Below are 25,990 nucleotides of genomic sequence, written 5' to 3'. Positions count from 1 at the left end.
GGACGCTTCCTTTGTACTCACCCGAGAGACTCTCTCAGGCTTTCCTCCGGGCGCTTCCCTTCGGTCTTGCGTTTCCGACTCTATCAGATCTTTTCTCGACCCGATTTCCTCGGTGCTTTCCAGGTTCCCGCTTTTGTTTCGCGGTTTCCTTTCCTGCGGTTCCGACTCTATCAGATCCTTTCGGTCCTGATTCCCAGTCAGAGGGGGGTTGTCTTCCCGGCTGTTGGGCCGTTCCGACGAGTGAGACTTTAGCGGATTCCCGGCCCCTGAAGCCAATCGGGGGCCTGCGTCCTTTCGAACGCGGATTCCTCATTTCGCTAATACACATGACGACGACACGACGGCAGACGAATCGACTGCGCGTCGAGAAGTGGTTGGTACCTGCGGAATGGCTGTCCGGGGACCGACCGGGGTCGGCGCTCACGTCGAACAACTCGGAGAACACTACGTACCGGGTCGGGGTGTGTCAACTCATGTCCCTCGGGCACCCCTGAGGCGTACTCTGACGGACATGACAACGCGTACGTGCACCCAGCTGTGGTGGGCCGCCTGACGGCGGCCGTGCTCACGTATGCACTCAACGGCCGCCGCTTCGGCGGCCGTTCTCTTTTCTCCCTCCAGGGTTCCAGGGGGTCGGCCGGCCGGAGTGGCGGTCTCGACCAGGAGGTGGAGAGATGAAGCGGGTCTTCAGCGGGGTCAAGCCGACCGGACATCTGACGCTGGGGAACTACCTGGGCGCTCTGCGGCAGTGGGCCGAGGTCGACCAGCACCGGGCGGACTCGCTGTTCTGCGTCGTCGATCTGCACGCGCTGACCGTCGAGCACGATCCGGCGCGGGTGCGTCGGCTCAGTCGGCAGGCGGCGACGCTGTTGCTGGCGGCGGGACTGGATCCACAACTGTGCACCGTGTTCGTACAGAGTCATGTGGACGAACACGCGCGGTTGTCGTATCTGCTCGAGTGCGTGGCCACCGACGGCGAGATGCGGCGGATGATCCAGTACAAGGAGAAGTCCGGGCGGGAGCGGGAGCGCGGGGGCAGTGTGCGGCTGTCGTTGCTGACCTATCCCGTGCTGATGGCGGCGGACATCCTCGCCTACGGGGCCGACGAGGTGCCGGTCGGCGACGACCAGGCCCAGCATGTCGAGCTGACGCGTGATCTGGCGGTGCGGTTCAACCAGCGGTACGGCCACACGTTCGTCGTACCGAAGGCCACGCATCCGACGGTTGCGGCGCGGGTGATGAACCTCCAGGAGCCGACGTCGAAGATGGGCAAGAGCGACGACTTCGGGCCGGGGATCGTCTATCTGCTGGACGAGCCCGATGTGGTGCGCAAGAAGGTCATGCGGGCCGTCACCGACAGTGGGCGGGAGGTCGTGTACGACCGGGAGGAGCGGCCCGGGCTCGCCAATCTGCTGGAGATCCTCGCCGCGTGTACGGGCGGGGAGCCGGAGGCACTGGCCGCCGCCTATGGGTCGTACGGCGCGTTGAAGAAGGACACGGCCGACGCGGTGGTCGAGGTCCTGCGGCCGTTGCAGGCCAGACACAGGGAGCTGTGCGCGGATCCCGTCCATGTGGAGGGGGTGCTGCGGGACGGGGCGGCGAAGGCCCGGGCAATGGCGCGGCCGGTCGTGGACAGCGCCTATCGCGCCATCGGGTTGCTTCCGCCCGCGCCGGAGCCGGTCGCCGACCGGGTGCTGAACGCGGTCCGGTAGGCGCGTGGGCTGGTGGCGAGGCGCGATGCGAAGTGCTGGCGCATCGTGACCTCGCTGCCGAAGCCGGCCCGCCGGGCCACCTCGGGCATGGGGAGGTCGGTGCGTTCGAGGAGTTTCTGGGCCGCGGCGATGCGCTGGTCGAGGAGCCAGCGCAGGGGGGTGGCGCCGGTCTCGGCCGTGAAGTGGCGGGCGAAGCTGCGGGGGGACATGCCGGCCCGCGCCGCCAGGGCGGCGACGGTGAGTGGTTCGTGCAGGTGGCGCAGGGCGTGGTCGCGGACGGCGGCGAGGGTGTCGGCGTCCCGGTCGGCGCGGGGGGTGGGGTGTTCGATGAACTGGGCCTGGGTGCCGGTGCGGAAGGGGGCGGTGACCATCGAGCGGGCGATGGTGGCGGCGGCTTCGGCGCCGTGGGAGCGGCGGACCAGATGGAGGCAGAGGTCGATGCCGGCCGCCGTGCCGGCGGCGGTCCAGATGTTGTCGTCCTCGATGAAGAGGGCGTCCGGGACGACGCTCACTCGGGGGTGGTGTGTGCGGAGGAGGTCGATCAGGCCCCAGTGGGTGATCGCTCGGCGGCCGTCGAGCAGGCCGGCCTGGGCGAGGGTGAAGGCGCCGCCGCACAGGGCCGCGAGGGTGGTGCCGCGGGCGTGGGCGCGGCGGAGGGCGTCCAGGACGGGGGCGGGTGCGGGGGTGAGGTGGTCGTCCAGGCCGGGGACCAGGATCAGGTCGGCTCGGGAGAGCCAGGCGAGGGTGCGGTCGGGAGCGAGGGCCAGGCCGCCGCGCATCGGGACGGAAGCGCGGTCGGTGGCGACTCGGCGCAGGTCGAAGGCAGGGGCGCCGCGGTCGGTGCGGTCGGTACCCCAGACCTCGGTGATGACGGAGACGTCGAAGGCGCGGATGCCGGGGAAGGCGACGAGGGCGACCCGGTACGCAGACTTCATGAGTGGCAGTAAACCATCGATCGCTGTCTTCTGGCCCGCTGGGGCGGAGGCGGTCCCGGCGGCAGGATCGAGGGCATGGATATCGCGGAGAACGCAGCGCTGGTGGTCGTCGATGTGCAGAAGGGCTTCGAGGAGCTCGGCTTCTGGGGGGCGCGGAACAATCCCGGGGCCGATGACAACATCGCCGCGCTCATCGACGTGTGGCAGGGGACGGGGCGGCCGGTCGTGTTCGTGCGGCACGACTCGGTGAAGCCGGGGTCGCCGTTGCGGCTGGGGTACGAGGGGAACGACTTCAAGGAGTACGTGGAGGAGCGGCGCGGGAAGGGCTCCGGGGCCGAGCTGTTCCTGACCAAGACGGTGAACTCGGCGTTTCTCGGGACGCCGGATCTGGGCGCCTGGCTGAGCGCGGAGGGGATCCCGCAGATCGTGGTGGCCGGGATCCAGACGAACATGTGCGCGGAGACGACGGCGCGGATGGGCGGAAACCTCGGGTACGACGTGCTGTTCGCGTACGACGCGACGTACACCTTCGACCTGGAGGGTCCGTTCGGCTGGCGGCGGAGTGCGGAGGAGATCGCGCAGGCGTCGGCGGTGTCCCTGCACGGGGGTGGGTTCGCGCGGGTGGTGACGACCGAGGAGCTCGTGGGGGCGGCCGGTGCCTGACCGCCCCGGCGGCGTCAGTCCTTCTTGCCCGAGGCCAGTTCGCGGCTGCGGTCGCGCGCGGCCTCGAGGGCGGCGATCAGGGCGGCCCGTACGCCGTGGTTCTCGAGTTCGCGGATGGCGTTGATGGTGGTGCCGGCGGGGGACGTGACGTTCTCGCGGAGCTTGACCGGGTGTTCGCCGCTGTCGCGGAGCATGGTCGCGGCGCCGATCGCGGACTGGACGATGAGGTCGTGGGCCTTGTCGCGGGGCAGGCCGAGCAGGATGCCGGCGTCCGTCATGGCTTCGACCAGGTAGAAGAAGTACGCCGGGCCGGAGCCGGAGAGGGCGGTGCAGGCGTCCTGCTGGGACTCGGGGACCCGGAGGGTCTTGCCCACGGCGCCGAAGATCTCCTCGGTGTGGGCGAGGTGGGCGGCGGTGGCGTGGGTACCGGCGGAGATGACGGACATCGCCTCGTCGACGAGGGCGGGGGTGTTCGTCATGACGCGGACGACCGGGGTGCCGGCGGCGAGGCGCTCCTCGATGGAGGCGGTGGTGATGCCGGCGGCTCCGCTGATGATCAGGCGGTCGGCGGGGACGTGCGGGGCGAGCTCGTCGAGGAGGGTGCCCATGTCCTGCGGTTTGACCGTGAGGATCAGGGTGTCCGCGGTCTTGGCGGCCTCGGCGTTGGTGACCGGGGTGACTCCGTAGCGGGTGCGGAGTTCCTCGGCTCGTTCCGGGCGGCGGGCGGTGACGAGGAGGTCGGCGGGGGGCCAGCCGCCGCGGATCATGCCGCTGAGGAGGGCTTCGCCGATCTTGCCGGTGCCGAGGACTGCGACTTTCTGGGTCATGGTGCGGGGCCCTCCGGGGGTTGCGTCGTCCGGGGTTCATCGTCGCACCGGGGGTGCCCGTCCGGCTTGCCTGTCCGGTGGGCGGACGTCGTTTTCCCTCCCCCGCCGCCCCTTCCCGTCCCGACCCTGGGGCTGCGCCCCCAGACCCCCTTCGGCCTGGACGGCCTCGTCCTCGAGCGCCGGACGGGCTGGTGGGTCACGCTGTGCGGCGTCGGAGGGTGGCCGCTCCCAGGCACAGGACCAGGAATGCGCAGCCGCCGACGATGAGGACGTCTCGTACGAAGGTGGCCGTCATGTCGGTGTGGGTGAGGACTTCGTTCATGCCGTCGACCGCGTAGGACATGGGGAGGACGTCGGAGACGGCTTCCAGGGCGGGGTGCATGGTGTCGCGGGGGGCGAAGAGGCCGCAGAGGAGGAGTTGGGGGAAGATCACCGCCGGCATGAACTGGACCGCCTGGAACTCCGAGGCCGCGAAGGCGGAGACGAAGAGGCCGAGGGCGGTGCCCAGGAGCGCGTCGAGAAGGGCGACCAGGAGGAGGAGCCAGGGGCTGCCCGTGACGTCCAGGTCGAGGAACCAGACCGCCAGGCCGGTGGCCATGGCCGACTGGATGATCGCGAGGGTGCCGAAGGCGAGGGCGTAACCGGCGATCAGGTCGCCTTTGCCGAGGGGCATGGCTAGGAGACGTTCGAGGGTGCCGGAGGTGCGTTCGCGCAGGGTGGCGATCGAGGTGACCAGGAACATCGTGATCAGCGGGAAGATGCCCAGGAGGGACGCGCCGATGTTGTCGAAGGTGCGCGGGCTGCCGTCGAAGACGTAGCGGAGCAGGAACAGCATCACGCAGGGGATGAGGATCAGCAGCGCGATGGTGCGGGGGTCGTGGCGCAGTTGGCGCAGGACCCTGGCCGCGGTGGCGGTGGTGCGGGAGAGGCTCAGGGCGCTGGTGGTGGGTACGGGGGCCGGAGCCGCGGTGGTGGGCGTGGTTTCGGTCGTGGTCGTGGTCGTGGTCGTGGTCCTGGTCATCGCGTTGTCTCCTTCGTGGGGGTCTTCTTCATGGGGGTCTCCTTCGTGCGGGTCTCCTTCGTGGGGCTCTGCTTCGTGCGGGCTGTCTCTGTCGCCGCGTCCACCAGGTGCAGGAAGGCCGATTCGACCGTGTCGGCGCCGGTGCGGGTGCGCAGGTCCTCGGGGGTGGCGTCGGCGAGGATCTCGCCCTCTCGCATGAGCAGCAGGCGGTGGCAGCGCTCGGCCTCGTCCATGACGTGGGAAGAGATCAGCAGGGTCGCGCCCCGGGTGGCGGCGATGTCGTGGAAGAGGTTCCACAGGTCGCGGCGCAGGACCGGGTCCAGGCCGACGGTCGGTTCGTCGAGGACCAGGAGTTCCGGGGTGCCGAGGAGTGCCACGGCCAGTGAGACGCGGTTGCGTTGGCCGCCGGAGAGGTTGCCGGCGAGGGCGTCGGCATGGGTGGTGAGGTCGACGTCGGCGATGGCCCGGGTGACGTCCTCGTGGCGGCGGTCCGCTGCCGCTCGGCCCGGGTCGAGGATCGCGGCGAAGTAGTCGAGGTTCTGGCGGATCGTCAGGTCGTCGTAGACGGAGGGCGCCTGGGTGACGTAGCCGATGCGGGTGCGGAGGGTGGGGTGGCCCGCGGGCCGGCCGAGGACGTCGAGGGTGCCGGTGACCTTGTCCTGGGTGCCGACGATCGAACGCATGAGGGTCGATTTGCCGCAGCCGGAGGGGCCCAGCAAGCCGGTGATCTGCCCGCGGGGGACGGTGAAGTCGAGGGTGCGCAGGACCGTGCGGGGGCCTCGGACGACGGTCAGGTTCTCGGCTCTTACGGCGGGCGCGGGAGGTGGCGCCTGGGTCGTGTCCTCGCCGCGAGGGCGGGAGTCCGGCTTAAAATTCATCATGCGATGAATAATGCTCCGGGGTGCGTTTGGGCGTCAAGTGGCACGGGCTTGTGGGGGTGGTGCGGGCCGGGGGGGTGGTGCGGGCGCGTGAGGGTGACGCAGGCGCGTGGGGGTGACGCAGGCGCGTGGGCGGGTCGCAGGCGCGTGAGGGCGGTGCGGGCGCGGGGGTGACGCAGGCGCGTGGGCGTGACGCAGGCGCGTGAGGGCGGTGCGGGCGTGGGGAGGTGGCGGGTACGCCCAGATGGTGCAGGCGCGCAGGCGCAGCGGAGGCGTGCCCGGGTGGCGAGGCGTGCCGAGATGGTGCAGGCGCGTGGGGGCGGCGCAGGCGCGTGGGGATGGCGCGGGCGCGTGAGGGTGGCGTTGGAAGCGGATGTTCCGGTTCCTTCGCTTCCGTGTTCACCGGGTCACCACAGGAACCTCCCGTCCGGCCTGTCGTTTCAACCGACAATGGAATTCATGCGCTTCCGTAGCGTCGGGCTCGCCCCCGCTCCGGTCCGCGCTGCTTCGTCGTCGTGCCCTCCCCCGGTGCGGCGCGCCCACGCATCTCCCGTTTCCTCCTGGAGGTGCCGTCGTGTTGCTCCGTGGTGTCCGTAAGTCCGATCTGTTCGCTTCCTTCGTCGTGTTCCTCGTCGCGCTCCCCCTCTGTGTGGGCATCGCCGTGGCCTCCGGTGTGCCCGCCGAACTGGGGCTGATCACCGCCGTCGTCGGCGGGCTGGTGGTCGGGGCACTGCCCGGCGGCAGCCTCCAGGTGAGCGGGCCCGCGGCGGGGCTGACCGTGCTCGTCCATGAGGCTGTCCAGCGGTACGGCGTGGCGGCGCTCGGCGTGCTCGTCCTCGCCGCCGGGCTGGTGCAGTTGGCGCTCGGCGCGCTGCGGCTGGGGCGGTGGTTCCGGGCCGTGTCGGTGGCCGTCGTGCACGGGATGCTCGCCGGGATCGGACTGGTGCTGGTCGCCGGGCAGGTGTACGCCCTCGGGGACGCGGCCGCGCCGGCGGGCGGCCTCGACCGGCTCACCGGGTTGGTGGCGCTGCCCGGGCGGGTGGATCCGGTGGCGTTGTCAGTGGGGGGTGCCACGATGGTCGTGCTGCTGTTGTGGGGGCGCTGGCGGCGCGGTGCGCGGCTGGTTCCGGCGCCGTTGGTCGCGGTGGCGTCGGCGGCGGGCGCGACGTGGGTGTTCGACCTGGAGGTGCGGCGGGTCCAGGTGCAGGGGTTGTGGAACGCGGTACGGGTGCCGCAGGCGGCGGATCTCGGACGGCTGACGGAAGTGGGGGTGATCGGGACCGTAGTGGCGTTCGCGCTGATCGCGTCGGCGGAGTCGCTGTTCGGCGCCGCGGCGGCGGACCGGCTGCCCGACGGACGGGGGACGGACTACGACCGGGAGTTGATGGCACAGGGCGCGGGCAACGCCGTGTGCGGAGTGCTGGGCGCGCTGCCGATGACGACCTTCATCGTGCGAAGCGCGGTCGCGGGAGTCGGGGGCGCCGTCTCCGAGGGGGTGCGTTCGGGCGCGTGGACCAAGGCGTCTCGGGTGCTGCACGGGGTGTGGCTGCTGCTGTTCGCGGCAGCGCTGCCCGAGGTGCTGGGGGCCGTTCCGGTCGCGGCACTGGCCGGACTGCTGGCGTACGTCGGCTGCAAGCTGGTGCCCTGGCGGGAGGCACTGAAGCTGTGGCGCGGGCATCGGGCGGAGGCCGTCGTGCTCGGGGTCACTGCGGTGGCGATCGTGGCGGGGAACCTGTTCGAGGGGGTGTTGGTCGGGCTGGCGCTGGCCGTGGCGAAGACGGCGTGGGAGATCAGCCATGTGCAGGTCGAGACGGAGGACCGGGGAGACGCCGGCCTCGTCGTACGGGTACGGGGCCATGCGACGTTCCTGCGGTTGCCGAAGCTGCTGGACGCGTTGGACTCGCTGCCGCACGACCGCGCGGTGCGGCTGGAGCTGGACGGGCTGCGGCATGTGGATCACGCGTGTGCGGCGGCCCTGGCGGGGTGGGCCGCCGCGCGCGGTCAGGCTCTGATCGCGAGCAGCAGGACGACGTCGTAGACCTCTTCGACGAGTCCGTCGGGGAAGGCTCGCATCAGGTGCTCGCGCTCCTCGGCGAGGAAGGCGGTGCTCGCCTCCTCGCCGTGGACCAGGAACAGCGAGTGGCTGCCGATGTTGGCGAGGTGCGTGTCGACGGGGACGCGGCGGCTCCAGCGGACCTCACGACGGGTCAGTCCGAGGCGGCCGGTGGGGTCGACGACGCGGGCGTTCACGTTCTTGCTGTTCGCGGAGATGCTCTCCCCGAAATACCGGTTGATGCGCTGGGCCGCCTCCGCGAGCCAGGGCACGTCGAGGGCGCCGGTGTTCCACCACAGCGCCAGCGCGCCGCCCGGACGCAGGACGCGCAGGGCCTCCGGGACCGAGTGGGCCGGGTCGGTCCAGTGCCAGGACTGGGCGTAGGTGAGGAAGTCGAGGGACGCGGTGGCCAGGGGGAGGTGGTTGCCGTCGCCCCGGACGATCGGCACGCCGGGGAGGGCTTGGCGGAACTGCGCGGTCATGCCGTCCCCGGGCTCTACGGCGATGACGTCGGCGCCGCGGGCGTGCAGGAGGGCGGTCGCTATGCCGGTGCCGGCCCCGACGTCCGCGACCCGTGCCCCGGCGAGGGGGCGGTCGGCGAGCTCCTCGATCGTGTCGAAGAGGGGGGCCGGGTAGGAGGGGCGGTTGGCGGCGTACTGGGCCGCGGCGGAGTTGAAGGAGTGGGCTCGGGTGGTGTGTTCGCGGGTGTCTGAGGAGGACGTCATGGGGCCATGGTGGCCGGAGGCGGGCGGGATGGGGAACGGGCCGGGGCTGCGGGCCCCGACTGCGGGCCCCGACTGCGGGCCGGGTCGGCGAGGCCGAGGGTGTGGACCGAGGCTGTGGGTCGGGTCGGCGGGCCGGACCTGCTGACCGCGACTGCGGCCGGAGAGACCAAGCCTGTGGACCGAGGCTGTGGGCCGGATCTGCGGCTCGGATCTGCGGGCCGGATCTGCGGGTCGGAGCCGGGTCGGCCGTTGCGGCACGGTCCCTTCTCCGTGTCCTGCTCCCCGGCGACACCAGTACGCGGAGGGGGGTCAGCCGCGGCGGCGCTTCTTCGACGGGTTGCCCGTGCGGCGGGTGGAGCGGCGTTCGTACTGTTCGCGAGCCGTGTCGTACTCCCCGCGGTGGAGCCTCTCGCCGGGTGCCTCGGTGAGGGTGCGGAAGAAGTACGCGAGCAGCGAGCCGACGAAGCCGACGGCGAGCAGACCGCGCAGGGAGGCCTGGCGGTCGGGGTCAGGGCGCTTGGTGAAGCTTCCCCACGTGTGGCGGAACGCGAGTGCGGTGCAGACCGCGAACATCACGACGACCAGAAGCGTCACGAAGCTGCCGAGGTCGGCGATCGCGATGCCCTCGTAGGCGAAGCGCAGGACGAGGCAGGAGACGGTGGCGGCGGCCAGGGAACCGACGGCCGCGGCGATGCGGCGGGCCGCGTAGCCCCGCAAGCCGGGGGCGTGGTCCACCCAGGTGGTGCCGAAGAAGCGGAGGGGCTCCGGGCGGGGCCCGGCGCCTGCGGGGCTTCCCGGCCGGCCGGTGGGGGTGCCGGTGGGGGTGCCCGCCGCGCCGGTCGAGGTGTCCCGGGAGCCGGCCGAAGTGTCCGGGGTGCCGTTCTCGTCGCTCACGGGACGATTATGGCTCCGGGCGGAGGCGGGCTCCCGGGTGGGTTGCTCGTGGACCGGGTCGAGGCCGGTCGGGATCCGGGTCGATCCCGGGCCGGGATCCGGGTCGATCCCGGGTCGGGATCCGGGTCGAGGCAGGGCCGGGATCCGGTCCAGGGCCCGGTCCAGGGCCGGGGTCGGGAGCCGGTCCATGGCCGTTCGAGGCCGCCGAAAGGCAGTCCGAGGCCGGTCCAGGCCGTCCGAGGGTCGCAGAAAGCCGGTCGACGGCCCGCCGAAAACCCGTCCGAACAAGCCGGTCGACGGCCCGCCGAAAACCCGTCCGAACAAGCCGGTCGAAGGCCCGCCGAAGACCCGTCCGAACCCTGGTCCGAGGTTGCGCCTCGGACCAGGGTTCGGATCAGGGCTCGAGTCCGGTTCCGGGTCCCGGGACCGGATGCTGATCCGGTTCCGGGTCCGGGTCCGGGTCCGGGTCCGGGTCGTGTCAGGCGCAGTGGGCGGCGACGTAGCCGTCGCTGCCCGTCCGTACGTACGCGTCCGAGACGAACTGGCTGTCGGCGATGTTGTCCCAGATGTTCGTCGTGCCGTACGGGCCGGACACCGAGGTGCCCGGGGTCTGGCAGAAGATCGGGACCTTGGTGCCCTCGGCCAGGACCCTGACGACCGGGTAGCTCGTACCGGGGCCGCTGCGGACGTTCAGCCGGACACCCGGGGCGACCGGGTAGTACGTGAGGGCCGCCGCGGCCGCCGCGACGGCCTCCGCCGTCCCGCCGCTCGCGACCTCTTCCACTTCGACACGGTCAACAGACATGGAAAAACCTCCCCCGTAGAACCCCATGACTGCCATGGGGTCACGTTGATTCCCCTAAAACACGCAATGAAACACATGTACAGGATTCGCACACGGAGGCTAGCAAGCCGCCTCTGTCCCGTACGAGTCATCGACTAGGCTCCGTGCGTCGCGCGCGCGGTTGAACAGCACGGGGGTGGTTGGTCCATGACGCCACAGCGCAACACCGGGGCGGGCGCGGAAGCGGAACTTCCGGAGTACGCCGGCCACTACCGCCTGGACGAACGTCTGGGCTCCGGTGGCATGGGCGTGGTGCACCTGGCCCGGAGCACCTCCGGGATGAAGGTCGCGGTGAAGGTCGTCCATGCCCAGTTCGCCCGGGATCCCGAGTTCAGGGGCCGTTTCCGGCAGGAGGTGGCCGCCGCCCGGCGGGTGAGCGGGGCGTTCACCGCACCCGTCGTCGACGCCGATCCGGAGGCCGAACGGCCGTGGATGGCCACCCTGTTCATTCCCGGTTCGACGCTCGCCGAGCAGGTGAAGCAGAACGGCCCCATGCGCTCGGGCGAGTTGCGGCGGCTGATGGCCGGACTCGCGGAGGCGCTGCGGGACATCCACCGGGTCGGGGTCGTGCACCGGGATCTGAAGCCGAGCAACGTCCTGCTGGCCGAGGACGGGCCGAAGGTCATCGACTTCGGCATCTCCCGGCCGAAGGACAGCGAACTGCGCACCGAGACGGGCAAGTTGATCGGTACGCCGCCGTTCATGGCGCCGGAGCAGTTCCGGCGGCCGCGGGAGGTGGGGCCGGCCGCCGACATCTTCGCGCTCGGGTCGGTGATGGTGCACGCGGCGACGGGACGCGGGCCGTTCGACTCCGACAGCCCGTACGTCGTCGCCTACCAGGTCGTGCACGACGAGCCGGACCTGACCGGCGTACCGGGGAACCTCGCGCCGCTGGTGGTGCGTTGTCTGGCCAAGGAGCCCGAGGACCGGCCCACGCCGGACGAGTTGATGCGGGAACTGCGGTCGGTGGCGGCCTCGTACGACACACAGGCGTTCATACCGTCGCAGCGGACGCTGGAGGAGGCCGAGGCCAAGTCGGCGGGCGCGGACGAGTCGGCGGGCGCGGCGGGGCCAAAGGGGGCGGAGGAGCCCGCGGGGGCACCGGAGCGGGCGAAGCGGCGCCGACGGGTGGCCCTCGCGGTCGGCGCGCTGGTCGCCGTCCTCTCGGGCGGCGCGGTCCTCGCGACGCAGCTGCCCGGCGAGGAGGACCCGGGCCGGGACCCGCGGGGCAAGGCGGGCGGCTCGCAGTCCGCGTCGTCGGCCTTCACCCCCTGGAGCACGCGACCGGCGAAGGGCAGCACCGGCGCGGGTACCGGTACGGGCACTGGCGGCATGCCCCAGTGCACCTACGACGCGCGACGGCTGCTCTGCGTCCAGAAGGGGCTGGTGTCGGCGCTGGACGCGTCCGACGGGCGGGTGCTGTGGCGGCACGTCCTCAGCGACGACGACGGGCCGAGCCGGGCCCCGGTGCTCTCGGGCGGGCTGGCTCAGGTGATCACGCACTCGGGCAAGCGGATGGAGGCGCTCGACCCGGCGTCGGGCGCCACCCGCTGGCAGCGCGACCTGTCGGACTACCCGGGTGTCCGGAGCGTCGGCGGCACCCTGTTGCTGACCGCGGCCGACAACACGGTGACCGGGGTGGACGCCGCGACGGGGAAGCCGGTGTGGAGCCGACGCGTTCCGGAGCTGAGCGAGCCCTACTTCACGTCGTTCCCGAAGGATCCGCTGGCGTACGCGTCGACCACGTCGGACGACGGGCGCACCCGGATCACGGCCGTGGACCCGGCGACCGGGAAGGTGCGCTGGGACGAGCGGCTCAGCGGCACGCTGCGTCTCGTGGGTACCGCGGACGGCAGCCTCGTCCTGCTGTCCCAGGGCGCCGACTACGGCACGGTCGACGCCGTGGTCCGCTACTCCCCGCAGGACCGGAAGTCGCTGCGGGTGAAGCTGCGCGTCGCGCTCCAGGAGGCGCAGGCGACCGTGCAGGGGGACCGGGTCTACCTCCTGGCCTTCGACGGATCGCTCGTCGCCGTCGACACGGCCCTGGACAAGCAGGTGTGGTCCCTTCAGACGTCGGTGAGCCGGGGTTCGGTACCGGTCGCCGACGGCGAGCACGTCTACTTCAGCGCCGCCGACGGACGGCTCCTCGCCGTGGACGCCGAGAAGGGCAAGCTCGTCGGGCAGACGGGGCTGCGGCTCGGCGCCAACTCGGACGAGGTGGTGGCCACGCTGCCCGCGCCCGAGGCGGTCGACGGCCACGTCTACGCCGGCGCCCCGGACGGGACCGTCTTCGCGGTGGGCGGACGGGATCCGGCGGACTGGTGAGAGCGGACGGGTGACGACGGGCCGGTGACAGCGGGCCGGTGACAGCGGACGGGTGACGGCAGGGCTGTGACGCCAGGCCGGTGAGACGCGCCGAGGGCCGCCTCCGTACGGCGGAGACGGCCCTCACGGCAACGCTTGCCCGACTGCCCGGTGATGACTGCCCGGCGGGTGACCACCGGGCGCCAGGTGCCGGGCGCCAGGCGTAAGCCGCCGGGCGTAAGGCGCCGGGTGCCAGGCGCCAGGCGTAAGGCGCCGGGTGCCAGGCGTAAGGCGCCGGGTGCCGGGCGCCAGGCGTAAGCCGCCGGGTGCCGGGTGCCAGGCGTAAGCCGCCGGGCGTAAGGCGCCGGGTGCCAGGTGCCAGGCGTAAGCCGCCGGGCGTAAGGCGCCGGGTGCCAGGTGCCAGGCGTAAGCCGCCGGGCGTAAGGCGCCGGGTGCCGGGTGCCAGGCGTAAGCCGCCGGGCGTAAGGCGCCGGGTGCCGGGTGTCAGCCCAGCTTCGACACGTCCCGGACCGCGCCCTTGTCGGCGCTCGTCGCCATCGCGGCGTAGGCCCGCAGGGCGGCGGACACCTTGCGCTCGCGGTTCTTCGGGGCGTAGACGCCGCCGAGGGCCGCCTCGCGCCGCGCGAGTTCGGCGTCGTCGACGAGGAGTTCGATCGTGCGGTTCGGGATGTCGATGCGGATGCGGTCGCCGTCCTCGACGAGGGCGATGGTGCCGCCGGAGGCCGCCTCGGGCGAGGCATGGCCGATCGACAGACCCGAGGTGCCGCCGGAGAAGCGGCCGTCGGTGATCAGGGCGCAGGTCTTGCCGAGGCCACGGCCCTTGAGGAAGGACGTCGGGTAGAGCATCTCCTGCATGCCCGGGCCGCCCTTGGGACCCTCGTAGCGGATGACGACGACGTCGCCGTGCGTCACCTGCTTGTTGAGGATCTTCTCGACGGCCTCCTCCTGCGACTCGCAGACGACGGCCGGGCCCTCGAAGGTCCAGATCGACTCGTCGACGCCGGCCGTCTTGACCACGCAGCCGTCGACGGCGATGTTGCCGCGCAGGACCGCGAGACCGCCGTCCTTGCTGTAGGCGTGCTCGGCGGAGCGGATGCAGCCGCCCTCGGCGTCCACGTCCAGCGCCTCCCAGCGCTCGGACTGGGAGAAGGCCTCGGCGGAGCGGACGCAGCCGGGGGCCGCGTGCCACAGTTCGAGCGCCTCGGGCGAGGGGGAGCCGCCACGGACGTCCCACGTCTTCAGCCAGTCCGCCAGGGACGGGCTGTGGACCGAGAACACGTCCTCGTTGAGCAGACCCGCGCGGTGCAGTTCGCCGAGCAGGGCGGGGATGCCGCCGGCGCGGTGCACGTCCTCCATGTAGTACGTGCGGTCCTTCGCCACGTTCGGCGCGACCTTGGCGAGACAGGGCACGCGACGCGAGACCTCGTTGATCTCCTCCAGGCCGAACGGGACGCCCGCCTCCTGGGCTGCGGCCAGCAGGTGGAGGATCGTGTTGGTCGAGCCGCCCATGGCGATGTCGAGGGCCATCGCGTTCTCGAAGGCCGCCATGGTGGCGATGTTGCGGGGCAGGACCGTCTCGTCGTCCTGCTCGTAGTAGCGGCGGGTGATGTCCATCACCGTGCGCCCCGCGTCCTCGTACAGCGCCCGGCGGGCCGTGTGGGTGGCCAGCACCGAGCCGTTGCCGGGGAGGGAGAGGCCGATGGCCTCGGTCAGGCAGTTCATCGAGTTGGCGGTGAACATGCCGGAACAGCTGCCGCAGGTCGGGCAGGCGTTCTCCTCGATACGGAGGATGTCCTCGTCCGAGATCTTGTCGTTCACGGCGTCGGAGATCGCGTCGACGAGGTCGAGCGTGCGGACCGTGCCGTCGACCAGGGTGGCGCGGCCGGACTCCATCGGACCGCCGGAGACGAAGACCGTGGGGATGTTCAGGCGCAGGGCCGCGTTCAGCATGCCCGGGGTGATCTTGTCGCAGTTGGAGATGCAGATCAGGGCGTCGGCGCAGTGCGCCTCGACCATGTACTCCACGCTGTCCGCGATCAGGTCGCGGGAGGGCAGGCTGTAGAGCATGCCGCCGTGGCCCATCGCGATGCCGTCGTCGACGGCGATCGTGTTGAACTCGCGCGGGATGCCGCCGGCCGCGGTGATCGCCTCGCTGACGATCCGGCCGACCGGCTGGAGGTGCGTGTGGCCGGGCACGAACTCGGTGAAGCTGTTCGCCACCGCGATGATCGGCTTCCGGCCGATGTCCGCACCGGGTACACCGGAGGCGCGCATAAGGGCGCGGGCGCCCGCCATGTTGCGGCCGTGGGTGACTGTGCGGGACCTCAGCTCGGGCATCGTCGCTCGCTCCTTCAGAGACTGCGATCAGAGACTTCTGACTGCTGACGAGCGTACGCCGGTCATCCAGGGGGCGGACACGGCGTCCGTATACCGGGACGTATGTCTCACCTCCGAGCCCTCGTCCGAGTCGCCGCCGAGCCCGCGTCCGAGACGCGCCTCACGGCCCGGTCAGGTGCCCCTGTACGACCGGTGCCAGGCGCGCGATGATCAGCTCCAGGTCCGCCGAGGCCAGCGGCTCCACCTTGATCACGTACCGCAGCATCGCGCAGCCCACCAGCTGCGCCGCCGCCAGTTCGGCGCGCAGTTCGGCGTCCGGCAGATCGAGCCGGCCGGCGATCCGGCGCAGCACCTGGGTGGCGACCAGGCGGCGGAAGACGGCGGCCGCGGTGTCGTTGTTCACGGCCGAGCGCACGATCGCCAGCAGGGGCTTGCGGGTCGTCGGGTTCTCCCAGATGCCGAGGACGAAGCGGGCGAGCCGCTCGCCGACCTGGTCGAGCGGGCCGTCGGCGACCGCTTCCGGGGCGCCCAGCGCGGGCCCGAAGGCGACCTCGACCGCCGCTTCGAAGATCTGCTCCTTGGTACCGAAGTAGTGGTGCACCAGGGCCGGGTCGACGCCGGCGGCCTTCGCGATACCGCGTACGGACGTCTTGTCGTAGCCCCGCTCGGAGAACTCCTCGCGGGCGGCCGTCAGGATCAGGTCCCTGGTGTCCGCCGACTCCGAACGAGGGGGACGACCGCGCTTGCGGGCGGCGACGCCGGTCATCGGCGGGGCACCTTCGCCGTGGGGGACGGGGCCGGCGGGGCCGTCTGCGAGGCGGAGGCCAGGTGCAGGCGCGTGAAGGCCAGGGCCTCCGCCAGATCGGCCTCACGTTCGGCGCTCGACATCGCTCGCCGCGTGTTGACCTCGATGACGACGTGCCCGTCGAAGCCGCTCAGCGCGAGCCGTTCGAGCAGCTCGGCGCAGGGCTGTGCGCCGCGGCCGGGGACCAGGTGCTCGTCCTTGGCCGAACCGTTTCCGTCGGCGAGGTGGACGTGGCCCAGGCGGTCGCCCATGCGGTCGATCATCTGCATCGCGTCCGCGCGGGCCGTGGAGGCGTGGCTGAGGTCGATCGTGAAGTGCCGGTAGTCGTCCTTCGTGACGTCCCAGTCGGGCGCGTACGCGAGCATCTCGCGGTCGCGGTAGCGCCAGGGGTACATGTTCTCGACGGCGAACCGTACGTCCGTCTCGTCCGCCATCCGCCAGATGCCCGTGACGAAGTCCCGCGCGTACTGGCGCTGCCAGCGGAACGGCGGATGCACGACGACCGTGCTCGCGCCGAGCTTCTCCGCCGCCGCGCGGGCGCGCTGGAGCTTGGTCCACGGGTCGGTCGACCACACCCGCTGGGTGATGAGCAGGCAGGGAGCGTGGACGGCGAGGATCGGGATCCGGTGGTAGTCGCTGAGTCTGCGCAGCGCGTCGATGTCCTGGCTGACGGGGTCGTTCCAGACCATGACCTCGACGCCGTCGTATCCGAGGCGCGCGGCGATCTCGAACGCCGTCGCCGTCGACTCCGGGTAGACCGAGGCGGTCGACAGGGCGACCTTCGCATCCGGGATCCGCACGACTGGCTCTGCCATGGGGGACAGGTTACGGGGTGCGGTCACCCGGGTGCCGGGCCCCCGGCCGCCGTTGTGGTGTTCGCCACGGGAGGGCGGGCGCACGGCCTGGTGGCCCGTGTCCGCGCGGCGGAGCCGGCCAGGTCACGGCCGGCCGCCCGCGGGTCCGTCACTCCGACCTCATGTGATCGAGTTTGCGCAGGATGACGCCTTCCCTGAGCGCCCAGGGGCAGATCTCCAGGTTCTCCACGCCGAAGAGGTCCATCGCCCCCTCCGCGACCAGCGCGCCCGCCAGGAGCTGGTTGGCGCGGCCCTCGGAGACGCCCGGGAGTTCCGCTCGCTGGGCGGTCGTCATGCCCGCCAGACGGGGCACCCAGGCCTCGAGCGACTCGCGCTTGAGCTGCCGCTGGGCGTACGGGCCGTCGATGGAGCGGGCGGCGCCTGCGATGCGGGCGAGCTGCTTGAACGTCTTCGACGTGGCGACGACGTGGTCGGGGGCGCCGAAGCGCTTGAACTCCCCCACCGTGCGGGCGATCTGCGCACGGGCGTGGCGGCGCAGCGCTCGTATGTCCTCGGGGTCGGGCGGGTCGCCGGGCAGCCAGCCCGCGGTGAGCCGACCTGCTCCGAGCGGCAGCGAGACGGCCGCGTCGGGCTCTTCGTCGATGCCGAAGGCGATCTCCAGGGAGCCGCCGCCGATGTCCAGGACCAGCAGCTTCCCGGCGGACCAGCCGAACCAGCGGCGGGCGGCGAGGAAGGTGAGCCGGGCCTCCTCGGCGCCGGTGAGGACCTGGAGCTCGACGCCGGTCTCGGCCTGCACGCGCGCGAGGACGTCGTCGGCGTTGCTGGCCTCGCGCACGGCGGAGGTCGCGAACGGCAGCAGGTCCTCCACGCCCTTGTCCTCGGCGGCCTGGAGCGCCTCCTGGATCACGGCGATCAGTTTGTCGACGCCCTCCGGACCGATCGCGCCGTCCTCGTCGAGGAGTTGGGCAAGGCGCAGTTCCACCTTGTGCGAGTGCGCCGGCAGGGGGCACGCGCCCGGGTGTGCGTCCACCACCAGCAGATGCACCGTGTTCGATCCCACGTCGAGGACACCGAGTCTCATGTAGGGAACGCTACTGCCCGCGTGGGCCTCGGCCGTCCCCGAAGCCGCTCCCGGCGACTTACCCTGGACGAGTGCCAAAGACGAACAAGGCGAAGACGGACAAATCGACCGGCGGTTCTTCGCGGGCGAAGCCGGTGAAGCCACCGAAGAAGTCGAACAAGGCCCAGACGGCGGCAGCGAAGGCGCCTGCCGCGGACGAGAAGGGTCTCGATTTCGCGCGCGCGTGGGTGGAGTTCCCCGACCCGGCGGACGACGAACAGGTCTTCCGGTGTGATCTGACCTGGCTGACCTCTCGCTGGAACTGCATCTTCGGCAGTGGCTGCCAGGGCATCCAGCCGGGCCGCGCGGCCGACGGCTGCTGCACCCTGGGCGCCCACTTCTCCGACGAGGACGACGAGAAGCGCGTCGCCGGGCACGTGGCACGGCTCACGCCGGACATCTGGCAGCACCACGACGAGGGCGTCCGGGACGGCTGGGTCTCGGAGGACGACGAGGGCTCCCGCCAGACCCGCCCGTTCAACGGCTCGTGCATCTTCCAGAACCGTCCCGGTTTCGCGGGTGGCGCGGGCTGCTCGCTGCACATCCTGGCTCTCAAGGAGGGCCGCGAGCCGCTGGAGACCAAGCCGGACGTCTGCTGGCAGCTGCCGGTGCGCCGGACGTACGACTGGATCGACCGGCCCGACGACACGCGCGTGCTCCAGGTGTCGATCGGTGAGTACGACCGCCGCGGCTGGGGGCCGGGCGGCCATGACCTGCACTGGTGGTGCACGTCCGCGACCTCGGCACACGGCGCGGGCGACCCGGTGTACGTCTCCTACCGCCCGGAGCTGACCGAGCTGATGGGCAAGGCCGGCTACGACCGCCTGGTCGAGCTGTGCGAACAGCGGCTCGCCTCGCAGCTCCCGCTGCTGGCACCTCATCCGGCGGACCCGGCGAACCCGCCGGGCTGAGGGGCGGGGGGCTGAGGGGCGGGGCTGGAGGGCTGAGGGGCCGAGGGCTGACGTGCCGGGCGGCCTCGGGCGCCTCGACCCCTGTCGGCGGCCTGGGTCCCGGCCCGTGCGGGCCCGTGTGAGCCCGTGCCGCCCGTGCGGGCCCGCAGTGAGCCCGTGCCGCCTGCGGCCGACGCCTACGACGTCGCCGGGTTCGGCGGGTCGCTGTCGTCGGACGGCGGGGTCGGATCCTCCGAGGCGGTCGGGGACGGGTCGCCCGGCGTGGGCTCCGGGTCGGACGAGGACGGCGGATCGGTCGGCGTGGGATCGGGGGAGGACGGCGCCGTGGGCGTCGGTTCCGGCTGGGACGGCGAGGGCGGGCCGCCGGGGCCGCCCGGCCCTGGGCCGTTGCCCGGGCCCGAGGGGCCGGACACGGTGCCGTAGCCGTCGATGGAGACGACGGCGCCCGCCGGGGCGACGGCCACGCGCGCGTGCCAGTGCCCGGAGGGCTCGCGCAGATGATCGACGTACACCTTGATCGTCACCGCCTCGCCGGGCTTCAGCGTGCCCGTGGAGCGGCTCAGATAGAGCCAGGAGGCCGCCGTGGTGGCCGACCAGCGGACCGGCCCGTCGGCGCCGGCGGCCGCGGTGAGGGTGATGAGGGTGGTGTCGCCGTGGTTGGCGGCCGTCACGGAGAGCTTGCCGGCGGCGCTGCTGCCGAGCCCCGTGACGCTGACGACCTCCACGGAGACATCCGGTCCGTCGCCCTTGGGGAAATCGGCGCCGGGGCGGGTGCTGGCGTTCCCCGCGTTCTCGTAGCCGCCGACCGTCCCGCCGTCGAGGCTGTCGGGGTCGTGGGCCTCGCTGGCACTGGCCGAGCGGCCCTCGACCCCCTCCCCCGTCGGTGTGCCCCGGTAGGCCGCCCACAGGGCGAGCACGGGAGCGGCGACGACGGTGGCGACGACGGTCGTGGTGACGGCACGCGCGCGGAGTCGCTCCCGGCGGGCGGCCCGGTCCTTGGGGTCCATCGGGAAGCCCCGCCGGTCGTAGCGCGGTGCGGCGGCTCCCCGCGCGCGCGGGAGATGGCCCATGGCCACGAGCAGCTCCGCGCGGGGCGCTGACAGGACGGGCAGCTCGGCGGGAGTGACGCCGGCGCCGGGCCAGCGGCCGGGGACGGCGCGTTCGGCGGCCCGGCGGCAGCGCGGGCAGTCGTCGACGTGCCGGACGAGCTCGCGGCGCAGGGCGACGCTGAGCACGAACTGGTTCTCGCCGGTGAGACGGGCCACGCCAGGACAGCCGCCGGCCTCGACGACGGCGAGCGCCGCGCGTGTGCGCTCGACCTCGCAGGCGGCGGAGGCGAGCAGTTCGCGGGCGGCGGCCAGGTCCTTGCCGAGGACGGCGGCGACCTCGTGGGGGGCGAGGTGGTGGCGTACGGCGAGTTCGAGCGCCTCGCGCTGTTCCGGGGTGGTGCCGGCGGCCTCCGGCCAGGCGAGCTGGGTCAGCTCACGCCGGCGCTGTTCCCTGGCCCCGTCGGAGGCGGGCGGGCCTGCCGAGGTCGTGGCGGTCGGGGTGGCCGTGGCCGTGGCGGGCTTCGCACCCTGCTGCCCGCGGGCGCCGTCGCGGGCCGCCGCGTGCGTGCCCTGACGTTTCTGCGCGCCCTGACGTTTCTGCTTGGCCTCGGTGAGCTTGCGCAGGCACGCCCAGCGGGCCAGCGCGTAGAGCCAGGCCCGGCGGTCGCCCGCCGCTTCGGGACCACGCTGGCCACGTCGTTCGGCGAACGCGAGGACGTCACCCAGGGCGGCGGTGGCGGCTTCGTGGTCGCACAGGACGGACAGGCAGTAGGTGAACAGGCCGTCCAGGTAGGGCTCATAGCGCGCGGGGGGTCGCTGCGCGAGCGTGCGCGCCGCAGCGCTGTCGCGCGCCTCCCGGTGCGCCCGGTGCGCGCCGGTCGAGCGGGTCGAGATTTCCGGGCTGCTGCTCATCACCTGTGCGACCGTAGGCGGCGTGGAACCAGGTCTTCTTGTCCCTTGAGTCCTTTTAATCCGTACGGGTGAAACGATCCCTCATAAGGGGACAGGGGAGGGGGGTCCCATGGCTCGTTCGTGATCGGGCGTGGCCAAATCACAAGGGGTGCCTGCCCTCTCCCGGAGGGCGCGGGCCCGCGCGGGGCGGCGAAAAGGCCCTCGGGACGGGCCCCGGCGAGGCCGGTTGTCCACAGGCGCGTCCGGCTGTCGGTGGCGGCGGTTACGGTTTCCCCATGGCTGCCCGCACGAAGACCACCAAGGACCGTCCGTCCTACCGCTGCACGGAGTGCGGCTGGCAGACGGCCAAGTGGCTCGGCCGCTGCCCCGAGTGCCAGGCCTGGGGGACGGTCGAGGAGTACGGCACGCCCGCGGTCCGCACGACGACGCCGGGGCGCGTCACGACGTCCGCCCTCCCCATCGGCCAGGTCGACGGGCGGACGGCCACCGCCCGCCCCACCGGCGTGCCCGAGCTGGACCGCGTGCTGGGCGGCGGACTCGTACCGGGCGCGGTCGTCCTGCTCGCCGGTGAGCCGGGCGTCGGAAAGTCGACGCTCCTGCTGGACGTGGCGGCCAAGTCGGCGAGCGACGAACACCGGACGCTGTATGTGACCGGCGAGGAATCGGCCTCCCAGGTCCGCATGCGCGCCGACCGCATCGGCGCCATCGACGACCACCTGTATCTGGCCGCCGAGACCGATCTGGCGGCCGTCCTCGGTCACTTGGACGCGGTGAAGCCGTCACTGCTGATCATGGACTCCGTGCAGACCGTGGCCTCACCGGAGATCGACGGAGCACCCGGCGGCATGGCCCAGGTCCGCGAGGTCGCCGGCGCCCTGATCCGCGCCTCCAAGGAACGCGGCATGTCCACGCTCCTGGTGGGCCATGTCACGAAGGACGGCGCGATCGCCGGCCCCCGCCTCCTCGAACACCTCGTGGACGTCGTGCTGAGCTTCGAGGGGGACCGCCACGCGCGCCTGCGCCTGGTGCGGGGCATCAAGAACCGCTACGGCGCCACCGACGAGGTCGGCTGCTTCGAACTGCACGACGAGGGCATTACGGGCCTTGCCGACCCGAGCGGACTTTTCCTGACCCGTCGTGACGAACCGGTCCCGGGTACGTGCCTGACGGTCACCTTGGAGGGCCGCCGCCCCCTGGTCGCCGAAGTGCAGGCCCTCACCGTCGACTCGCAGATCCCCTCGCCCCGCCGCACGACGTCCGGCCTGGAGACCTCCAGGGTCTCGATGATGCTGGCCGTCCTGGAGCAGCGCGGCAAGATCAGCGCACTGGGCAAGCGGGACATCTACTCGGCGACGGTCGGCGGAGTGAAGCTCTCGGAGCCCGCCGCGGACCTGGCGATCGCCCTCGCCCTGGCCTCCGCCGCGAGCGACACCCCGCTGCCCAAGAACCTGGTCGCGATCGGCGAAGTCGGCCTCGCGGGCGAGGTCAGACGGGTCACGGGCGTCCAGCGCAGGCTCTCGGAGGCACACCGCCTGGGCTTCACGCACGCGCTCGTGCCAGGCGATCCCGGCAAGGTCCCCGCGGGCATGAAGGTCCTGGAGGTCGCGGACATAGGGGACGCCCTGCGGGTCCTGCCGCGCTCCCGTCGACGAGACGCCCCACGGGATGCGGAGGAGCGCCGGTAGACTTTGCCCTGGTCTCGCCCGTCCGTACGAAACGAGTGCGCGAAACGGGAGCATCCCAGACCTGTGACCGGAGGAGTGCAGTGGCAGCCAACGACCGGGCGGCAGCTCCCGGAAAGTCCGGTGGGAGTTCCGGTGCCGACGGCCTGATGCGCGCCGCGCTGAGCGCGGTGGCTCCCGGCACGGCCCTGCGCGACGGCCTGGAGCGGATCCTTCGCGGCAACACCGGGGGACTCATCGTGCTGGGCTCCGACAAGACGGTCGAGGCGATGTGCACGGGCGGGTTCGTCCTGGACGTGGAGTTCGCGGCCACGCGCCTGCGTGAGCTGTGCAAGCTCGACGGCGGCATCGTGGTCTCCTCCGACCTGTCGAAGATCCTCCGGGCCGGCGTCCAGCTGGTGCCGGACCCCACGATCCCCACGGAGGAGACGGGCACCCGGCACCGCACGGCGGACCGGGTCAGCAAGCAGGTCGGCTTCCCGATCGTCTCCGTCTCCCAGTCCATGCGTCTGATCGCCCTGTACGTCGACGGACAGCGCCGCGTCCTGGAGGACTCCGCGGCGATCCTGTCCCGCGCGAACCAGGCGCTCGCGACCCTGGAGCGGTACAAGCTCCGCCTGGACGAGGTCGCGGGAACGTTGTCAGCGCTGGAGATCGAGGACCTGGTGACGGTCCGGGACGTCTCCGCGGTGGCCCAGCGCCTGGAGATGGTGCGCCGCATCGCCACCGAAATCGCCGAATACGTGGTCGAACTGGGCACGGACGGGCGGCTGCTCGCCCTCCAGCTCGACGAGTTGATCGCGGGCGTGGAGCCGGAGCGCGAGCTGGTGGTCCGGGACTACGTGCCCGAGCCCACGGCCAAGCGATCCCGCACGGTCGACGAGGCGCTGTACGAGCTGAACGCGCTCAGCCACGCCGAACTCCTCGAACTGTCCACGGTGGCACGCGCGTTGGGCTACACCGGTTCTCCCGAGGCCCTCGACTCGGCGGTCTCGCCCCGCGGCTTCCGGCTGCTGGCGAAGGTGCCGCGGCTGCCCGGCGCGATCATCGACCGTCTCGTCGAGCACTTCGGCGGCCTCCAGAAGCTTCTCGCCGCGAGCGTCGACGACCTTCAGACGGTGGACGGCGTGGGCGAGGCGCGGGCCAGGAGTGTCCGCGAGGGCCTGTCACGGCTGGCGGAGTCGTCGATCCTGGAGCGCTACGTCTAGCCGGCCGAAACGTCCGGGTCGCTCTAGTCGTCCTTCAGCACGAACGACGTCTGTGCCTTGGCGAACCCCGGCGCCTTCGCCTCCACCAGGTACGTACCCGCTCCGGCCACTCCCGCCGGGGGCGTCGCGCACTCGGGGGCGCTCGGCTTGCGGTCCCACTTCACGGTGTACGTGAAGCTGTTCCCGGCCGGCACCCGGTACAGCAGGCTTCCGGCGGTCCTGGGGCAGTCGGCGGACGACCAGTACGCGTCGTCGCCGCCGGTCTGGGTGATCGTCAACACCGTGGCCTTCGGACCGAGATCGACCTTGCAGTCGCTCCCCGAGGCGTTCTTCGCGATCAGCTGGAACGTGGGCGTCTGGTCGGGCGAGTAGGAGTTCTGGGGACTGCGCAGGGTCAACGTGACCGCCCCGGCGGTGCAGTTGGGCAGGGTCGTCCCGACCGGCAGCGTGGTCCCCGTACCGCTGCCGCCGCCGCTGCCGCCGCTTTCGCTGCCGCTCCCGTTGGCACCGTCGTCGGTGCTCCCGGCTCCCGCCGAGTCACCGGCCGAGCCGCCCGACCCGGTCCCGCCGTCCGCACCCGAACCAGAACCCGAGCCGGACCCGCTGGAGGTGCCGTCGCTCGACTCGTCGCGGCCACCCGGGTTCTGGCTGATCGCGGGCCCTGATCCGGACGGCCCCGGCGTGATGGAGGAGGCGGGATTCTTGCCCCCGCCGCCGTCGGCACCGTTCTTCTTGCCGCCCCCGCCCGAGGTCACCACCCAGAGGGTCAGCAGTGCCAACAAGGCGAACACGGACAGCAGTACGACCCTCCGACGCCAGTAGATGGAGGAGGGAAGCGGCCCGACCGGATTGCGCAGAGATCCCACGGCGCAAACTGTACGAGAGATCGACGGCTTCGCTGGCCCCACCCGCCGCCAGGATCGCAACTTTTCCGGATCATCATCCCGGAAACCGTTTCCCCCGTACCCGACTTCGGTCCGTACGCCCGCCCCGCCTTGCCGATCGCACCCGTTGCACCTCTGGCCACGACCCCGGGCACGCGCGCGTGGCGCGCCCGCGGGACCCCGCCCGGCAGAGCGGCGGTACGCGCGCGTGCCCCGGTCCGCATGGCAGGATCGGAAGGGCCATGACTGCGCCCACGAAGCCCCCGCACCGCTCCCCCGCCCGCTCCGACGCCGACGCCACCGCGACCGACCTGCACGCCCCGGTGATCGACTGGTTCGACGAGAACGCCCGTGACCTGCCCTGGCGGCGCCCCGAGGCCGGCGCCTGGGGCGTGATGGTCAGCGAGTTCATGCTCCAGCAGACACCGGTCAGCCGCGTGCTGCCGGTCTACGAGCAGTGGATCGCCCGCTGGCCGCGCCCCGCCGACCTGGCCGCGGAGTCCCCGGGCGAGGCCGTACGCGCATGGGGGCGGCTCGGCTACCCGCGCCGCGCCCTGCGGCTGCACGGCGCGGCGGTGGCGATAACGGAACGGCACGGCGGCGACGTACCGTCGGGGCACGCGCAGCTTCTGGCCCTGCCCGGCATCGGCGAGTACACGGCCGCGGCCGTCGCCTCCTTCGCCTACGGGCAGCGGCACGCCGTCCTGGACACCAACGTCCGCCGCGTCTTCGCACGCGCCGTCACGGGCGTGCGGTACCCGCCGAACGCCACCACGGCCGCCGAGCGCAAACTGGCCCGCGCCCTGCTGCCCGACGACGAGCCGACCGCCGCGCGGTGGGCCGCCGCGTCCATGGAACTCGGCGCCCTCGTCTGCACGGCGAAGAACGAGACCTGCGTGCGCTGCCCGATCGCGGCACAGTGCGCCTGGCGGCTCGCGGGCAAGCCGGAGCACGACGGCCCGCCGCGCCGGGGCCAGACGTACGCGGGCACCGACCGGCAGGTCAGGGGCAAGCTGCTCGCCGTCCTGCGGGACGCGCACACCCCCGTGCCGCAGGCCGCTCTGGACCGGGTGTGGCACGAGCCGGTGCAACGCGCGCGTGCCCTGGACGGTCTCGTCGCGGACGGACTCGTGGAGCCGCTCCCTGGCGGGCTGTACCGCCTGCCGCTGACCTGACGCACGGTCATTTCACAGGTACGCGGCTTCATCACGACGGCCGTCGGGCGTTTGTCACGCCCGACGGCTGTACGAATCACCTCATAGCAGAGCCATTCGGCGTGTGTCTCTACCCCAAACCTCTTTCCGTTACACAACCGACGGACAGCTGAGCGCTGGCCGCAGGCTGCCTCGGACAACGCCGTGACAACCGCTCCGTAGCTTCATTTGCGTAC

Annotated in this window: 21 protein-coding genes; 8 read left to right on the top strand and 13 right to left on the bottom strand. The window is 72.1% G+C overall.

What is annotated here, in order from left to right; all coding sequences use genetic code 11:
- The first annotated feature begins 674 nt into the window (after nucleotides 1–674).
- Nucleotides 675–1,712 (top strand): tryptophan--tRNA ligase, encoded by a 1,038-nt coding sequence (gene trpS / locus QQM72_RS38340; RefSeq protein WP_314225432.1) that lies wholly within the window; start codon nucleotides 675–677, stop codon nucleotides 1,710–1,712.
- Here the strand turns inward: trpS and QQM72_RS38335 are convergent.
- On the bottom strand, nucleotides 1,640–2,647 hold the full coding sequence (locus QQM72_RS38335; protein WP_314225431.1) for a GlxA family transcriptional regulator: 1,008 nt from the start codon (nucleotides 2,645–2,647) through the stop codon (nucleotides 1,640–1,642). The genes trpS and QQM72_RS38335 overlap by 73 nt on opposite strands.
- A gap of 75 nt (nucleotides 2,648–2,722) precedes the next feature.
- Between QQM72_RS38335 and QQM72_RS38330 the strand changes: the two genes are divergently transcribed.
- Nucleotides 2,723–3,310 carry a cysteine hydrolase family protein gene (locus QQM72_RS38330; RefSeq protein WP_314225430.1) on the top strand — a complete coding sequence of 196 codons (588 nt, stop codon included), beginning with the start codon at nucleotides 2,723–2,725 and terminating at the stop codon, nucleotides 3,308–3,310.
- A gap of 14 nt (nucleotides 3,311–3,324) precedes the next feature.
- Here the strand turns inward: QQM72_RS38330 and proC are convergent, their stop codons facing one another.
- The 3 genes from proC to QQM72_RS38315 form a co-directional block, all read right to left on the bottom strand.
- Nucleotides 3,325–4,137: a pyrroline-5-carboxylate reductase gene (gene proC / locus QQM72_RS38325; RefSeq protein ID WP_020132448.1), complete on the bottom strand. Its 813-nt coding sequence runs from the start codon at nucleotides 4,135–4,137 to the stop codon at nucleotides 3,325–3,327.
- A 196-nt stretch (nucleotides 4,138–4,333) separates the two neighbouring features.
- On the bottom strand, nucleotides 4,334–5,158 hold the full coding sequence (locus QQM72_RS38320) for an ABC transporter permease (protein WP_314225429.1): 825 nt from the start codon (nucleotides 5,156–5,158) through the stop codon (nucleotides 4,334–4,336).
- Nucleotides 5,155–6,039 (bottom strand): ABC transporter ATP-binding protein, encoded by an 885-nt coding sequence (locus QQM72_RS38315; protein ID WP_314225428.1) that lies wholly within the window; start codon nucleotides 6,037–6,039, stop codon nucleotides 5,155–5,157. Before QQM72_RS38315 ends, QQM72_RS38320 begins: the two co-directional genes overlap by 4 nt.
- A gap of 571 nt (nucleotides 6,040–6,610) precedes the next feature.
- Between QQM72_RS38315 and QQM72_RS38310 the strand changes: the two genes are divergently transcribed.
- Nucleotides 6,611–8,074 carry a SulP family inorganic anion transporter gene (locus QQM72_RS38310; RefSeq protein WP_314225427.1) on the top strand — a complete coding sequence of 488 codons (1,464 nt, stop codon included), beginning with the start codon at nucleotides 6,611–6,613 and terminating at the stop codon, nucleotides 8,072–8,074.
- Here the strand turns inward: QQM72_RS38310 and QQM72_RS38305 are convergent.
- From QQM72_RS38305 to QQM72_RS38295, 3 genes are all read right to left on the bottom strand, one after another.
- Nucleotides 8,038–8,814, bottom strand: coding sequence for a class I SAM-dependent methyltransferase (locus tag QQM72_RS38305; RefSeq protein ID WP_314225426.1), 777 nt, complete (start codon nucleotides 8,812–8,814; stop codon nucleotides 8,038–8,040). The two genes, QQM72_RS38310 and QQM72_RS38305, sit on opposite strands and share 37 nt — an antisense overlap.
- Before the next feature lie 309 nt (nucleotides 8,815–9,123).
- Nucleotides 9,124–9,708, bottom strand: coding sequence for an EamA/RhaT family transporter (locus tag QQM72_RS38300; protein ID WP_314225425.1), 585 nt, complete (start codon nucleotides 9,706–9,708; stop codon nucleotides 9,124–9,126).
- A gap of 478 nt (nucleotides 9,709–10,186) precedes the next feature.
- Nucleotides 10,187–10,513, bottom strand: coding sequence for an SH3 domain-containing protein (locus QQM72_RS38295; protein WP_314225424.1), 327 nt, complete (start codon nucleotides 10,511–10,513; stop codon nucleotides 10,187–10,189).
- Between the two features lie 186 nt (nucleotides 10,514–10,699).
- Here QQM72_RS38295 and QQM72_RS38290 point away from each other — a divergent pair, with 186 nt between their 5' ends.
- Nucleotides 10,700–12,877 (top strand): serine/threonine-protein kinase, encoded by a 2,178-nt coding sequence (locus tag QQM72_RS38290; protein WP_314225423.1) that lies wholly within the window; start codon nucleotides 10,700–10,702, stop codon nucleotides 12,875–12,877.
- 483 nt (nucleotides 12,878–13,360) lie between these two features.
- On the opposite strand, the gene ilvD is transcribed toward QQM72_RS38290, so the two are convergent.
- The 4 genes from ilvD to QQM72_RS38270 form a co-directional block, all read right to left on the bottom strand.
- Entirely contained in the window at nucleotides 13,361–15,214 is a 1,854-nt protein-coding gene (gene ilvD, locus QQM72_RS38285; RefSeq protein WP_314225422.1) for a dihydroxy-acid dehydratase, read from the bottom strand.
- A gap of 160 nt (nucleotides 15,215–15,374) precedes the next feature.
- Nucleotides 15,375–15,980 carry a TetR/AcrR family transcriptional regulator gene (locus QQM72_RS38280; protein ID WP_314225421.1) on the bottom strand — a complete coding sequence of 202 codons (606 nt, stop codon included), beginning with the start codon at nucleotides 15,978–15,980 and terminating at the stop codon, nucleotides 15,375–15,377.
- Nucleotides 15,977–16,834 carry a sugar phosphate isomerase/epimerase family protein gene (locus tag QQM72_RS38275; RefSeq protein WP_314225420.1) on the bottom strand — a complete coding sequence of 286 codons (858 nt, stop codon included), beginning with the start codon at nucleotides 16,832–16,834 and terminating at the stop codon, nucleotides 15,977–15,979. Before QQM72_RS38275 ends, QQM72_RS38280 begins: the two co-directional genes overlap by 4 nt.
- Nucleotides 16,835–16,982: 148 nt before the next feature.
- Nucleotides 16,983–17,915 carry a Ppx/GppA phosphatase family protein gene (locus tag QQM72_RS38270; RefSeq protein ID WP_314225419.1) on the bottom strand — a complete coding sequence of 311 codons (933 nt, stop codon included), beginning with the start codon at nucleotides 17,913–17,915 and terminating at the stop codon, nucleotides 16,983–16,985.
- A 71-nt stretch (nucleotides 17,916–17,986) separates the two neighbouring features.
- Between QQM72_RS38270 and QQM72_RS38265 the strand changes: the two genes are divergently transcribed.
- Nucleotides 17,987–18,865 carry a hypothetical protein gene (locus QQM72_RS38265; RefSeq protein ID WP_314225418.1) on the top strand — a complete coding sequence of 293 codons (879 nt, stop codon included), beginning with the start codon at nucleotides 17,987–17,989 and terminating at the stop codon, nucleotides 18,863–18,865.
- 176 nt (nucleotides 18,866–19,041) lie between these two features.
- Here QQM72_RS38265 and QQM72_RS38260 read toward each other — a convergent pair whose 3' ends face one another.
- Nucleotides 19,042–20,826 carry a BACON domain-containing protein gene (locus QQM72_RS38260; protein ID WP_314225417.1) on the bottom strand — a complete coding sequence of 595 codons (1,785 nt, stop codon included), beginning with the start codon at nucleotides 20,824–20,826 and terminating at the stop codon, nucleotides 19,042–19,044.
- 275 nt (nucleotides 20,827–21,101) lie between these two features.
- Here QQM72_RS38260 and radA point away from each other — a divergent pair, with 275 nt between their 5' ends.
- Together radA and disA are read left to right on the top strand one after the other, a co-directional pair.
- Nucleotides 21,102–22,511, top strand: coding sequence for a DNA repair protein RadA (gene radA, locus QQM72_RS38255; RefSeq protein WP_314225416.1), 1,410 nt, complete (start codon nucleotides 21,102–21,104; stop codon nucleotides 22,509–22,511).
- Nucleotides 22,512–22,591: 80 nt separating this feature from the next.
- Entirely contained in the window at nucleotides 22,592–23,716 is a 1,125-nt protein-coding gene (gene disA / locus QQM72_RS38250; protein WP_020132463.1) for a DNA integrity scanning diadenylate cyclase DisA, read from the top strand.
- A 23-nt stretch (nucleotides 23,717–23,739) separates the two neighbouring features.
- Here the strand turns inward: disA and QQM72_RS38245 are convergent, their stop codons facing one another.
- Nucleotides 23,740–24,582: a hypothetical protein gene (locus QQM72_RS38245; protein WP_314225415.1), complete on the bottom strand. Its 843-nt coding sequence runs from the start codon at nucleotides 24,580–24,582 to the stop codon at nucleotides 23,740–23,742.
- Nucleotides 24,583–24,842: 260 nt separating this feature from the next.
- Here QQM72_RS38245 and QQM72_RS38240 point away from each other — a divergent pair, with 260 nt between their 5' ends.
- A complete protein-coding gene (locus tag QQM72_RS38240) occupies nucleotides 24,843–25,775 on the top strand; it encodes an HhH-GPD family protein (protein ID WP_314225414.1) in 933 nt (310 codons plus the stop codon).
- Nucleotides 25,776–25,990 lie beyond the last annotated feature (215 nt).

This window comes from Streptomyces zaehneri (assembly GCF_032248645.1).
Classification (GTDB): Bacteria; Actinomycetota; Actinomycetes; order Streptomycetales; family Streptomycetaceae; genus Streptomyces; species Streptomyces coriariae.
This window is presented reverse-complemented; position numbering and strand designations above follow the sequence as displayed.